This window comes from Bacillus sp. UNC41MFS5, assembly GCF_000686805.1.
Genome location: NZ_KK366018.1, coordinates 278,331 through 291,482 on the forward strand (window position 1 = coordinate 278,331; position 13,152 = coordinate 291,482).

A 13,152-nucleotide genomic window follows, 5' to 3' on the forward strand; every position below is an offset into this window, starting at 1 on the left:
ATTAGTTCTTTTCGACAGTATGTCCGCCAAATTCATTTCTAAGTGCTGCTACCACCTTACCGGTAAAGGTATCATCCTCAAGCGAGCGATAACGCATTAGTAATGACATAGCAATGACTGGTGTTGCTGTTTTAAGGTCTAAGGCTGCCTCTACAGTCCATTTTCCTTCACCTGAGGAGTGCATAATCCCTTTAATTTCTTCCAAATTTGGATATTTTGAGAATGCATTTTCTGTTAATTCCATCAGCCATGAACGAATAACGGATCCATTATTCCAAACACGTGCGACCTTTTCATAATCAAAATCGAATTCACTTTTCTCAAGAACTTCAAAACCTTCACCAATCGCAGCCATCATGGCATACTCAATTCCATTATGAACCATTTTTAAGAAGTGCCCACTACCTGCTTTGCCCGCATATAAGAAGCCATTTTCCACAGCTGTATCCTTGAAAAGGGGCTCAACCACCTCCCAGGCTTCTGGATCACCGCCAATCATATAACAAGCTCCATTTCGAGCACCTTCCATACCGCCTGAAGTACCTGCATCCATAAATCTCACGCCAATTTCCTTTAATTCATTGTATCGTTGAATCGATTCTTTATAGTGGGAATTTCCTGCTTCAACGACAATATCACCTTTTTCCAAATAGGGTATGATTTCACTTATAACTGAATCAACTACTCCATGAGGAACCATGATCCAGACAATTCTTGGATGTTCCAAAGACTGAATGAGTTCTTTATAACTGGAGACACCAGTTGCTCCAAATTGTTTCATATTTTCTACTGCACTTGGATTCACATCAAATGCAACCACTTCATGCTGGTGATCCATTATATTTTGTCCTAAGTTTAACCCCATTTTTCCTAAACCAATAAGTCCTACCTTCATTATGTTCTCCTCCAATGTTGTAAAATAATTTTTTCTGTTTATTTAATAAATGTTATAAGATACTTTTCGCAATACGGACAACATGATCAACGGAATTTTCCTTTCAAATCCCACAATCATGTGTAATTACATAGATCAATGGAAGCTTAGATGTGTAGTAAAGTTTCCTTTGTTACTTGCTGTTTTTCATCAAGCCACCATTTAAAGCCATTTTCCACTAGCAAGGAATCAGAAGCTTGAGGCCCATATGAACCTGACTGATATTCATGGAGCGGTACTAAATTTTTCTCAAATGCATTCAGAATGGGTTGAACCCATTCCCACGACAATTCAACTTCTTTCCAATGGGCAAAGAAAGTAGAGTCACCGTTAACCGCGTCATAGATAAGTCTTTCATACGCTTCAGGTACACCCAATCCTATTTGATCATTTGAAAAATTAATCCTTATAGGCGTTATCTTTCCATTATTCAATGGGTTTTTGCTGTTTAATTGTAAGGAGATATTTTCATTCGGATTGATTTCGATAATCAATAAGTTAGAATCGATTTGATTATTTTTAAACTGCTTGTTTTCCTTATTTTTAAATTCGATGACAATCCGTGTTGATTTTTCCTTCATTCTTTTTCCTGTCCGAATGTAAAAGGGAACCCCGGTCCAGGATGGGTTGTCAATCCATAAACGGACAGCTACAAATGTATCAGTCGTAGAAGAAGGATTTACTCCAGGCTCTTCTCTATAGCTTGGAACTCTTTGATCATTAACCTCCCCTGAAATGTATTGACCGCGGACAATCTCATACTGGACATCTTCTTCTTTTACAGAACGAAGAGACTCCATGACCTTCCGCTTCTCATGTCTAATTTCCGTTGCGTTAATTTTTTCAGGCTTATCCATGGCTGTCATCATCAAAATTTGCAGCATATGGTTTTGAACCATATCACGGATTGCTCCTGCTTGGTCGTAATAACCCGCCCTCTTCTCAACCCCAACGGTTTCACTCGCAGTTATTTGGACATTTGCAATATGCTCATTATTCCAAACCGACTGAAGTAGGGGGTTTGCAAAAGCCAAGGCTTCCAGGTTCTGAACCATTTGTTTGCCTAAGTAATGGTCGATTCGGTAAATTTCCTCTTCCTCAAAAGCACGGCTAAGTTTTTTATTGAGTTCCCGTGCAGATTGGAGGTCATGACCAAAGGGCTTTTCAATGATTAATCGTTTCCAGCCAGTTGTCTGACCAAGACCGCTATTTTTTATGTTTAAGGCAATCATGTCAAAAAATTCTGGTGCCACTGAAAGATAAAACATACGATTTTCTTCTATATCAAGATCTGCTTCCCGCTGCTTCACTAATTGAAGCAGTTGTTGATAATCATCTTTACGGTTTACATCCAATCTACTGTAGCGGAAATATTCTAAAAATCCCCCCAGATTTGCTGCCTCATGTTCTAAGCGGCGTGAAAAATCTAATATGGAGTCTTTCACTTTTTCTTGAAAATCTGAATGAGAAAGGTCTCCTCTACCGAGCCCAATAATAGAGATGGACTGCGGTAACTTTTGATCAACATACAAGTTGTATAAAGCTGGGAAAATCTTTCTCTTTGCTAAATCCCCAGTTGCTCCAAATAAGACAAACGTCATTGACTCCATTATTAATCCCCCATGTTCGTATTCTGATTTCTCCCATTTTCTAGCTTCGGACTTTCGTTGCAAGCTTTTTATCTATTATAGTAATAACAATATCTGCCATTCCTACAAATAATCCGTTATCAACTACACCTGGTATGTGGTTCAAGTTTTTCTCTAACTCTCCTGGATTTGTAATTTCTTGAAAACTGCTGTCTATAATATAGTTACCGTTATCTGTTAGATAAGGGGTCCCATCCATTTGTCTCAGCTTCGGACTGCCTCCGAGTTCCCGGATATGTTTTACTGTCATTTCGTAACCAAATGGAACCACTTCTATCGGCAATGGAAAAGTTCCTAATGTATCTACATTTTTATCAGAGTCAGCAACGACAATGAAATTATTAGCTGCATTCGCGATTATTTTCTCTCTTAAAAGAGCACCTCCGCCGCCTTTAATGAGATTTAACTCAAGATCTACCTCATCTGCTCCATCAATCGTGACATCAATTTGCTCAATTTCATTGAATGACACAAGTGGTATGCCAAGTTTTATCGCTAATTGTTTCGTTTGTTCAGAAGTAGGAACTCCTTTAATAGAAAGTCCCTGCTTGACTAACTGACCAAGCTTAGTGATGGTATAAAATACAGTAGTACCTGTACCGAGACCAACAACCATGCCGTCTTTCACATATTCAAGAGCTTTTTCTCCAACTTCTTTCTTTTCATTCAAGGCTTTATCTCCCTTCATCTAAAGTTGGGATTTCTCCATTAATAATTTGTCCATTGTTTTGCAACTTGTTCCTATTCCTTCTGAAAGATTTGTGTTTCAGGAGTGTCCTTTCTTGCAAATACATTCGTTTGATAATTTCGTCCCTTAAAATATAGTGTCACAGGTACTTCGATCTTAGTGTTCACTTCCTAATCAATTTATTATTTGTGAATAATTGAGGTTATCTTTATTAACCTCGGTAACTTTATGTAACCATAATAAATCTTAATTTCTAATGTCGTCAAGTAAAGTATCTCAAATTAAAGATAAATTTAAATACCACTCTGCCAAACCTATATCGTTCTAAGCTCACCTCAAAAAATAAATATAAAAAACCAATCGATCATTGTCGATTGGCTAAATTATTAGTCAGATATTTTAAACTCTTTACGAACATGAATAATGAAATTTTATAGCGGAGTTATTTAGGTCTTTCTATTTCAAAAATCTCACCGATTTTCGCATAATTATTTCCAGCCAGCCTGCTTACTGCTGCTAAGCCCCTTGGATCTATCCTTCCATTTTCATAAATATCATTTTCAACATGAAATTGAACAACTTTTCCTATAATAAAATCACATCCTGGTGTATCCAAACCTCCTAATTCTAAGGAATGCTGTAATGTGCATTCCATTCGAATTTTCGCTTCTTTTACGCCAGGAACAGAAATCTTAACACTGTCTAATGGAGTTAATTTAGCTAAATCTATTTCACTTTTATCAGGAGGAAGATTTGCAGCTGTTTTATTAATTTTATCAACATTAAGTTCGTCAACAATATGAATGACAAATTCCTTAGATTCGATGATGTTTCTAGCTGTATCCTTCTGTCTCCCCGCTGAGCGCTGAATAGATAATGAAATCATCGGGGGATTGGATGAGACGATATTAAAATAACTAAATGGCGCACCATTCAGAACGCCTTCTTTTGAACTCGTTGTAACGAAAGCAATTGGCCTAGGTATAATACTTCCTATTAGAAATTTATAATTTTCTCTTTCAGACATGGAGGCTGGATCAATCGAAAGCAAAGATATCATTCCCTTTCGTAAAATCAGTCTAGTACTCTTACATCAAATGGAAGCAAACCTCGTTCAATTTGTGCTCTTTGTGCTTCATACGGTTCAGGTAACATCAACTTTTTACCCATTGTCTCCTGTGATTCGTCATGCGCGAAACCTGGAGGATCAGTTGCAATTTCAAATAAAATTTCCCCATGTTCCCTGAAGTAAATAGCATTGAAATAATTTCTGTCTTTTACAGGAGTGACACCATATCCATTTGACGCCACATACTTTTGCCAATCCAATTGGTCTTGATCATCAATAGCTCGCCATGCAATGTGGTGAACTGTGCCTACACCCATTTGCCCGTGTCCAATCGTAGTTAATTTAAGGTCAATAACGTTTCCAATATCAGCAGTGGAACGATACCGAGCGAAATCTCCTTCTTTTCCGATAAAATCAAGACCCATTACTTTTTCTAACAATTCTGCTGTTTTGTCCGGTTGTGTAGATAATAGCGTTGCTCCACCAAAACCTTTTATTGCAACATCCGGTGACACCCCTCCAAAGGTCCATGAATTGACTTCCCCTTCTTCTCTTTCTACAATTTCCAAGTGAAGCCCATGTGGGTCATCAAATTCTAAATATTGCTCTCCGAAGCGTTCCATTTTAGTAAAAGGAACATTGAACTTTTCTAATCTTTGTTCCCAAAATCCCATGGCACCTTTAGGAACAACATAGGCTGTGACTCCTACTTGACCGTCACCGATAATTCCTTGACGAGCACCTGCCCATGGAAAAAATGTAATAATTGTTCCTGGCTTTCCACCTTCATTCCCGAAATAAAGGTGATAAGTACCTGGATCATCAAAATTAACTGTTTGCTTGACTAAACGTAAACCCAATACTCCTGCGTAGAAATCTACATTTTCTTGCGGATGACCGACAATTGCAGTGATGTGGTGAATACCCATTGTCTTTTTGCTCATTTTTCATCTCTCCTTCTTCATATTAATTATAGTTTAATCAAGAACATTGATACCTTATTTTGTTCTTCCTTAAGATTTTAAAGTCTCACAAAATTCATCCAAATTCAAGAATCTTCACTTCAAGGTATTTTAGAATAAAAATGCATCCAATGCATATTGACCCGGACCGATTAAAGCTATTCCAATAGCAACTGCAAGTAGAGTTAGGTTATATTCATATCCATTAGCTGTTGACCATAAGCCGTTTGGAGCATGCACTTTAACGATCGCCATTACCATGGTCCCTGCAATTATTATTCCTGCAAGTGGTGTTAATAGTCCTAAAGCAAACAAAAGTCCTCCAATAAGTTCTGCTAATCCTGCGAAAAGAGCCATGGTTACCCCGGGTTTCATACCAATGGATTCAAACCAGCCTCCTGTACCTTTTAAACCATAACCACCAAACCAACCAAACAATTTTTGAGCACCGTGACCAATGAATAAAACACCAATTACTAAACGAATGATTAATAAACCAATATTTATCATCTTAATATCCTCCTAAATGTTTTTATCTCGAATTCGAGATATTAGTGTAAAAAAAGTTAAACTTTACTTCTTACTTTATTCAAAATATGACTTGGCAATCATCTGGACAGGCATTTCGTCTTAATAACCCGTTTCACCTCCTAATAAATCTTGAAGTTAAATATCTTGAATATGAGATAATATTAATACTTATAATAATTTTTGTCAATAACCTTTTTTATTTTATTGTTTCAATTATTAAAACGAATTTTCATTGTACTTATTACATATTCAGCATCCGTTAATACACTTAGAAAAGACCGCTATTTCAGCAGCCTTTCCTGTTTAAAAGTACTTCTTCATCTAAATGTGTATTTATAAGTTATCATGATACTTGAGGTTTTAAATCTCTTGATTTCCTTTTATTTCTTAAGATTCGCTTTTCGAGAAAATAAGTAGGAATGATAATTGCTGCCCAAATTGCAAAATAGTTTAATACAACGAGAAACGGGTTGCTGGTACCACCATGTCCCTCTTTTCCATGGAATTTTCCTTCACGAACATCTCCGCTAGGTGGGTCTTGCTGTGTATTTGTTGTGTTCCCTGTGTTCGCATTCGATGACTGCCTACTCTGTTGCATTTGTTCCTGTTTAAAATCACCAGTATTTGAAGAAGTTGTCGCGGAAAACCATTGAATTCCACCAGCTAAAATGGCTATTGATAAAATTACTGGTACAATTACACCCCTCCTAATTTTCCCTTCCTTCGATTTAAACGCTCGTTTACAGATACTCATTACCCATTGCCAATGGACTCCAACATGAAGACCGACTAATGCAAGTGTAGCATCAGCAGAGAAACCATGGAGTTCCCGAATAGTGTGATTACCTTCAATGGCAAGACCTGGAAGAACCACTCTCGAAATTAATATACCAGTTACAATGACAGCAGCCATCGAAATTAATAGTAGGATATTTAACAGAAAACTGAATCGCGTTTTTTTGGGAAGTTTGGGGTCAAGAATCTTTTTAGTTGTAGTTACCACCCATCGATAGTTCAATCCGATATGGAATAGAATAGCTACTCCTATGATCAGACCAGCGATTTCATGAAACGGTAAACCGTCAAATACTCTTGGATTCATTAGCAACACAAAAGTGATGGCCAGCATCAAATCCAGTATAATTTTTGTAAAATTCTTTTTCATATATTAATACCTCCAAATTCAAACAATACCCTTAACTGTTTCCCATTTTAATCGGTGAATCTTAAGTTAACCTTAATTTTAATTCGTTCCTATATTTTCATTTATTGCTCAGGTGTTTATTGTTAGACTGACATCTTCAAAAAACAAAAAATCCCCTTTTCGAGGGGATTTTTTGTTTGGGGTCTTTTGGCTAATATTTAATATAAAATTGCTCCTACACGGACTGAGAATGTCCTGCGGGTACTTTCATTTCCTGATGTGGTCTTATTCTCAATAGGATTAAAAACGCGAAAATCACTAGTGCCAGACACACCCAATTAACATGACGAAAACCTGCAAACTGGGCGATGATACCGCCACCCAGATTACCCACTAACCTTCCAATCGTGGATCCGTTGGAATAAATAGTTGCGGACATTCCCGGTGAATCGGGCAGTAAATCCGTGAAATAGCTTAGTCCATTACCCATGACAATTGCCACAAACGTTGCCTGCAGAAGCTGAGCAACGATAATCTGCCATGATTGGGTCGACACACTTAAGATCGTGAAATAGATAACAGCAATAAAACAGCCAATCATCATCAGAGATTTGTTTGAAATTTTTCTGCTCAGAGCGCCCAGCACAAGCATAATGGGAATTTCCAAACCAGCACAAATACTAACTACCAATCCGACATCAGTATGTGTACCATGGAGTTCATTCACAATAAATAACGGCGTGTTAATAAAGTTAATCGCATTCACTGCAAACAGAAGGATAAAAGCGAGAAAAGAATGCCTGATCAGCTTACTTTTGATTATGGAAGTTCCTGTACTTTTACTTTCTCCAGTATTGCTTAAAACCACTTTTCGTTTTTGCAAAAATAGGAATACAAGTGATGCAATGATAATAAAGATGGCAGTTGTCCCTAGAAAGAGTCCTTTGTATCCATAGAGACCTATAATGAATGTCCCACCTAATGGACCGATTAGAAATCCAAGGGATACAAGTGATCGTAATGTAGACATTGCAAACGTCTTATCATCGGACTTGCTTTCATTTGCGGATTCCTGTGCACTAGCGTAGATTTGCGGCATGGCAGCAGCCCCTAATCCATTAAAAAATGTGACAGCAATCAGCAGAAAAATGAAGTTATCAAACACTAAGTACGAAGCATAGCCCAAAGCAGATGAGACCATAGCTGAAATAATAATCCATCTTCGGTCCAGCCCGTGATCCGAACGTTTAGCGATCAGCGAGTTTACTACCACGCCGCTTAATGAACTTACGGCCATAAACACGCCAAAGGCTCCCGTACTCATTCCAAACTCTTCTGTAGAATACAAGGATAAATACGGCATTGTAATAGAAATTCCGATACCGACCAGCAGCATACAAATGACGAATAAACTATATCCTTGGATTGTAAACAGGTTTTTTAACCGTAAATACAACTGAAAATCCTCCTTTGACCTTACAAAATCATGCTCCGAAACAACAGATTCTAGTTAACTTATAAAATATATTTTTCAATTGCGTATGCCACGCCATGTTCATCATTGGTTAAAGTAACAAGATCACTATGTTTTTTGACTTCTTCCTCTGCATTTCCCATTGCGATAGATAACCCGGCTGCCTTAAACATCGGGATATCATTGTTTTCATCTCCAATGGCCACTGTGTCTTCTAATGGTATTTGGAAATAGCGAGCCATTACTTTAAGACCGTTCCCTTTATTTCCATTAATGTGCATGACTTCAAGATTAAACGGGGATGAGGATGTAACATAGGTTTGTTCGATAGATTCCAAAACCATCTTCAGACGTAGTTTCTGCTCTGGATCAAGTCCTAATATCAAGAATTTTTGTATCGTGATTTCTTTATCATTAATTATATCTTCAAAATTTTCAAATAAGGTATGTCCGTATTCCCAAGGAGGTGTCGTGAACATTTTATAGTGTTTATTCTCGAAGTATTCTTCTGGTATTCGTCCTGATGATAAAACTTTTTCATAACGTTCGTTCCAATTTTTAAGTCCAAATGTTCCTTTATTAGTAGAGAAATTATAGGGCATAAATTCCTTCTCAAGCTCAAAGACAATTTTATTGCTTTGAGCTTGAGCCAAAGATGTTAACTCAATTAATTCCCCATCAGCAAACAAAGCTGTTCCGTTATTCCCGCCAACGGGACAGTCTAAGTCGTATTTAGCCAATTCTGCATGAATCGATTTCAGTGGTCGTCCAGATAATGCCATAACGATATGTCCTTGTTGTTGAGCTCTTTTAATAGCACGGATGTTTTCTTTACTAATTTCTTTATTTGAATTTAGGGTTGTTCCGTCCAAATCAAGTGCAATAAGTTTCATAAGTATTTTCTCTCCTCTGAAAAAAATTAATATTGAAATTATAAAAAAAAGAAAAACCTAAACCACTAAAATTAAAGACGTAAAAAGTCAAATTTTAGCGATTTAGGTTTTGCCTGAATAAACAGTAACAATCCATTTAGGTTTTGCCTGCATACCAGTAACAATCCTGTATCAAAAATCATTATTTTCTTCTATACATAATTATAAATATAAATTGGATGTTTACAATTGTTAAATGAACACGATTTGTTCATTATTAAACAAATTAATGATATTTGTTTATTATCTTTAAGAATGATTGGTGGCCCTGTTCAAATTTTTCTTCAACTCGGTCAAAATCCTTTCCCTACAAAATGATTACAACGATTATGTTCATATTGGTCCAAATCGGCATTAACACTTTCCACTTGGATGGTTGCATGTTCCAAATCAAAAGTATCGTGTAATTCTCTTAATGCATTCTTTAAAATCGAGTCGTGGTTATTATCTGAAATCACCAAGTGACAGCTGATCGATGGGAAATTTGATGTGATACTCCACACATGAAAATCATGCATACTTACCACACCTGGAATTTGAAGTAATGTTTCTCGCACTTTTTCAATATCTAAGTTCGCTGGTTTACCTTCCATCAGCATGTGAATGGCATCGTTGGTAATCCCAATCCCGCTCTTTAAAATTAATAAGGAAACAATTAAACTAGTTATTGGATCGGCAATGGTCCAGCCAAAATACATAATCAGTAAGGAAGCAATTATAGCACTAACGGAACCCAATAAATCACCGATCACATGTAAAAAGGCAGCTCTCATGTTAATGTTTTCGCTAGTTTCTGATTGATGCATAATCCAAGCAACAATTATATTTACCAACGCGCCGATACTAGATATCAAAAGCATACCCGTACCGGAAATTACCTGTGGTTCAGTAAAACGTTGAAATGACTCCCACATGATTAAAATTGAAATAATAATTAATAGAACCCCATTAAATAAAGCTGATAAGATTTCCAATCGCTGATAACCAAATGTTTTACTCTCGCTCACTGCCCTTTTTCCTAAAATAAGAGCTAGTAATCCCACTCCCAAGGAAATGGAATCACTTAACATATGCCCAGCATCAGATAGAAGTGCTAGACTATTTGTCAAAGTCCCTCCAATGTACTCTAAAACCATAAAAACGGTAATAATGAGAAAAGCGATCATCAATGCTTTTTTATTTTGGTTGTGATGAGTGTGATTGTGCCCCATAGTATCTCCTTTGCCAGGGTTAAATTTTTATTCAAATCTATCATTCAATCTAATAAGAGAAATATATTCGAGTAAATCTAGTATTATACTTATAAATTTCTAGATTATTTGTGTTTAGGAACTGCCATGCGTACACGACAGCTGCAAGGTAGCTCTATCTACTATTATTAATACATCCGTCTCTTCCGCATTTAATTGTGGTATGATTAGATAAGTTTATATTTAAGGAGTGAAATCATGAGTGTACATAAAGATTTAATTAAACATGCGGCAAATCAGCATGAAACCTATCAACAATTTTTAGCGCTCGATCAACAACGTGAAGAATATATCGAAGAAGCGATTGAGTTATGTAAACAAGGCCTAGCCTTTTCCACTGATAAAATAAACGCAGTAACAAATAGTATAAATAAAATCAACCTGCGCTTTATCCCGACACGAGAATTCGTTACGAGCGAAATGGTTCAAGAATTTGTGAAAAAAAGCAAATAATATAACAAAACGGACAGTATCTAATCATACTGTCCGTCTTTGTTTTATTACTTTTTAAAAATGGTTGCGATAATTTGATCATAGGTCATTTCTGTATCAACCACGAATGTACCTGGGCGCAAATTTTTCTCGACACCTTTTTTCTCTACATCTTGTGAGAATTTAAAGGCATCAGGTACGATTTTTGATTTTACAAGCATTCTGCCGACATCGATGCTCGTCATCCCTTGTGTAACGGAAATAACTGATCGGTAGGCAATCTTTTGGGAACCATTAGTAGCCGTGGAAGCGGTGGAAGCGGCTTTTTTTGCTGCTTCAAGCGTTTTATCATATTCTGCCTTTGGTTGTACAACATAACCAGCAGCAAGAAGTTTGTCCTTCATCTCAGTTTCAGTTGGTTGAGCGACTGTTTTCTGCTCAGTTTTGGTTGGTTTGGCGGCTGCTTTTGTGACCACAGGATCTTCAGTAAAGTAAACAGCACCACAAATGGTCGTAGCTAGAAGAATTCCGGCCGCAAAGCTGCTCACTACATTAAATTTCATGGACTAATTTGCTCCTTTCATCCTTTGCAGCTAGATACGGAGCTAGAAATTGTTGAATTTCATTCTCTGAAACTTGTTTTTTCTGTGCAATGGTCTCAATTGAATATTTCCGTTTATATAAATCTAGTACTTCGCGTTTGAAAATAACTTCTTCCGGAGTCAGCTGAATGCCTGCTTCCTTGGTGACCACTTCAATATCTAGTTCAAGACTACGAATTTGCTCTTGTACGTTATTGATATCTTTCATTACAGCAACATGAACCAAATCAATTTCTTTTTGTTTTTGTTTTTCTACTTTACGATTCGATGCCATTGAAACGATTAGCAATACAGCAGATATCGCAATTAACAGAATTATTGTCCATTCCATCATATTAGTTTCCTCCTTAATTAACACACAGCAATCCACAATTACCTATTATACATCGTAAAGATAAATTTTTCGATAAAAACCGACTAAATGAGACACAAGTCGGACGGATTTTACAAATCGAACCTTTAATTCTATAAAATTACTTCATAGAAATGCACTTGGAGCTAATTGAAACACCAATGAAAATATAAATAAAAGCAATGCAGCTATTGCATTGCTTTCTACCTGTTTAATACTCGTTCTTACAGTTCAAACTCCCATTCCTCGCGAAGTACTAAATAAAGCACTAGCAGGTTGTTTTCTAATTCAGCAGTCGTTTTCCCTGCTGAGTCCAATCCGACTTTCGGAAATAATAACTCTGCGATTTGTTCCGTCAGTTGATTTCTTTCGTCTATTGTGATTTGTAGAAACCGATTTGCATATGTTTTGACCAATTTCCATTCTTTTATCCCTAATGATTTCAATGTCCATTCATCAATCATAAGTTCATTTTTTGAAAGACCTCTGCTGTCTATTTCAATTTCTAACCGAGATTGTTTCTTTTTCTGTTTTGCCCTACGCTCATGAACGACAATCGTTCCAGCAACAAGATCGCCAAGCCGTTTATGTTTCGAATGAAAAAAAATCATAATAATTCCGAGAAAGTAAGCTGTCGGCAAGGAATCGATTATACGAATCAAATTACGGATAAAGCTGGAAAGCAATGTGATGCTGTGACCATTCTCTTGAATGACACGAATTCCCATTAACTTCTTCCCAAGTGTTCTTCCGCCAGAAAAAAACTCATACACAAAAAAGTAGCCTGTATTAACGAGAAACAACGCAATAATCGTTATCGCAATAGGCAGTGAATTCCCAATGAAAATAAATTCCATTTTAGACATACCATCTAAAACGAAAAAAAGGAGAATCAACGACAAAATATTAAACGCCATTAAAAGCAACTGGTCGATAATAAAGGCAGCCGACCTGCTGCCTAAACCAGCAATCTGAAACTGAATGGAAACAAATTCAGGTGTTTTTATATCTAAATGATCTTCATTCATATGTTTCTCCCATCTCAAGATGATAATTTCTATTTCTATTTTTCTACAATATTACTATAATTAAGAAGAATAAAGACTTATTTTCCTAGCCCCAAAAAGTAGGTG

Annotated in this window: 16 protein-coding genes; 2 read left to right on the top strand and 14 right to left on the bottom strand. The window is 36.6% G+C overall.

The window, feature by feature from the left end:
• Position 1 precedes the first annotated feature (1 nt).
• Positions 2–895 carry a phosphogluconate dehydrogenase (NAD(+)-dependent, decarboxylating) gene (gene gnd, locus BR30_RS0124980; RefSeq protein WP_026567390.1) on the bottom strand — a complete coding sequence of 298 codons (894 nt, stop codon included), beginning with the start codon at positions 893–895 and terminating at the stop codon, positions 2–4.
• 146 nt (positions 896–1,041) lie between these two features.
• Positions 1,042–2,544 (bottom strand): glucose-6-phosphate dehydrogenase, encoded by a 1,503-nt coding sequence (zwf, locus tag BR30_RS0124985; RefSeq protein ID WP_026567391.1) that lies wholly within the window; start codon positions 2,542–2,544, stop codon positions 1,042–1,044.
• On the opposite strand from zwf, the gene BR30_RS38920 reads away from it, so the two are divergent.
• Positions 2,468–2,656, top strand: a complete 189-nt coding sequence (locus tag BR30_RS38920) for a hypothetical protein (protein ID WP_442852997.1) — start codon at positions 2,468–2,470, stop codon at positions 2,654–2,656. The genes zwf and BR30_RS38920 overlap by 77 nt on opposite strands.
• Here BR30_RS38920 and rpiA read toward each other — a convergent pair.
• The 9 genes from rpiA to BR30_RS0125030 all read right to left on the bottom strand — a co-directional run bounded on the left by rpiA (position 2,585) and on the right by BR30_RS0125030 (position 10,594).
• Positions 2,585–3,253 (bottom strand): ribose-5-phosphate isomerase RpiA, encoded by a 669-nt coding sequence (gene rpiA, locus BR30_RS0124990; protein WP_026567392.1) that lies wholly within the window; start codon positions 3,251–3,253, stop codon positions 2,585–2,587. The genes BR30_RS38920 and rpiA overlap by 72 nt on opposite strands.
• Positions 3,254–3,324: 71 nt before the next feature.
• Complete coding sequence (locus tag BR30_RS38925) at positions 3,325–3,438, bottom strand: BA3454 family stress response protein (RefSeq protein ID WP_155928827.1); 114 nt, start codon at positions 3,436–3,438, stop codon at positions 3,325–3,327.
• Positions 3,439–3,713: 275 nt separating this feature from the next.
• Complete coding sequence (locus BR30_RS0124995) at positions 3,714–4,322, bottom strand: flavin reductase family protein (protein WP_026567393.1); 609 nt, start codon at positions 4,320–4,322, stop codon at positions 3,714–3,716.
• 23 nt (positions 4,323–4,345) lie between these two features.
• On the bottom strand, positions 4,346–5,284 hold the full coding sequence (locus tag BR30_RS0125000) for a ring-cleaving dioxygenase (protein ID WP_026567394.1): 939 nt from the start codon (positions 5,282–5,284) through the stop codon (positions 4,346–4,348).
• A gap of 129 nt (positions 5,285–5,413) precedes the next feature.
• Positions 5,414–5,812, bottom strand: a complete 399-nt coding sequence (locus BR30_RS0125005; protein WP_026567395.1) for a DoxX family protein — start codon at positions 5,810–5,812, stop codon at positions 5,414–5,416.
• A 364-nt stretch (positions 5,813–6,176) separates the two neighbouring features.
• Complete coding sequence (locus tag BR30_RS0125010) at positions 6,177–6,998, bottom strand: DUF4405 domain-containing protein (protein ID WP_026567396.1); 822 nt, start codon at positions 6,996–6,998, stop codon at positions 6,177–6,179.
• 214 nt (positions 6,999–7,212) lie between these two features.
• The gene (locus tag BR30_RS0125015; protein ID WP_026567397.1) at positions 7,213–8,433 is read right to left on the bottom strand and encodes a sugar efflux transporter; all 1,221 of its coding nucleotides are present in this window, start codon (positions 8,431–8,433) and stop codon (positions 7,213–7,215) included.
• 59 nt (positions 8,434–8,492) lie between these two features.
• Positions 8,493–9,344, bottom strand: coding sequence for a Cof-type HAD-IIB family hydrolase (locus BR30_RS0125020; RefSeq protein ID WP_026567398.1), 852 nt, complete (start codon positions 9,342–9,344; stop codon positions 8,493–8,495).
• Between the two features lie 332 nt (positions 9,345–9,676).
• Positions 9,677–10,594, bottom strand: coding sequence for a cation diffusion facilitator family transporter (locus tag BR30_RS0125030; protein WP_026567399.1), 918 nt, complete (start codon positions 10,592–10,594; stop codon positions 9,677–9,679).
• A 237-nt stretch (positions 10,595–10,831) separates the two neighbouring features.
• Between BR30_RS0125030 and BR30_RS0125035 the strand changes: the two genes are divergently transcribed.
• On the top strand, positions 10,832–11,086 hold the full coding sequence (locus tag BR30_RS0125035) for a DUF2533 family protein (RefSeq protein ID WP_026567400.1): 255 nt from the start codon (positions 10,832–10,834) through the stop codon (positions 11,084–11,086).
• A gap of 47 nt (positions 11,087–11,133) precedes the next feature.
• On the opposite strand, the gene BR30_RS0125040 is transcribed toward BR30_RS0125035, so the two are convergent.
• The 3 genes from BR30_RS0125040 to BR30_RS0125050 form a co-directional block, all read right to left on the bottom strand.
• Entirely contained in the window at positions 11,134–11,628 is a 495-nt protein-coding gene (locus BR30_RS0125040; RefSeq protein ID WP_026567401.1) for an aminodeoxychorismate lyase, read from the bottom strand.
• Positions 11,618–12,001: a hypothetical protein gene (locus tag BR30_RS0125045; RefSeq protein ID WP_231507805.1), complete on the bottom strand. Its 384-nt coding sequence runs from the start codon at positions 11,999–12,001 to the stop codon at positions 11,618–11,620. Before BR30_RS0125045 ends, BR30_RS0125040 begins: the two co-directional genes overlap by 11 nt.
• A 242-nt stretch (positions 12,002–12,243) precedes the next feature.
• Positions 12,244–13,047, bottom strand: coding sequence for an RDD family protein (locus BR30_RS0125050; protein WP_026567403.1), 804 nt, complete (start codon positions 13,045–13,047; stop codon positions 12,244–12,246).
• Positions 13,048–13,152 lie beyond the last annotated feature (105 nt).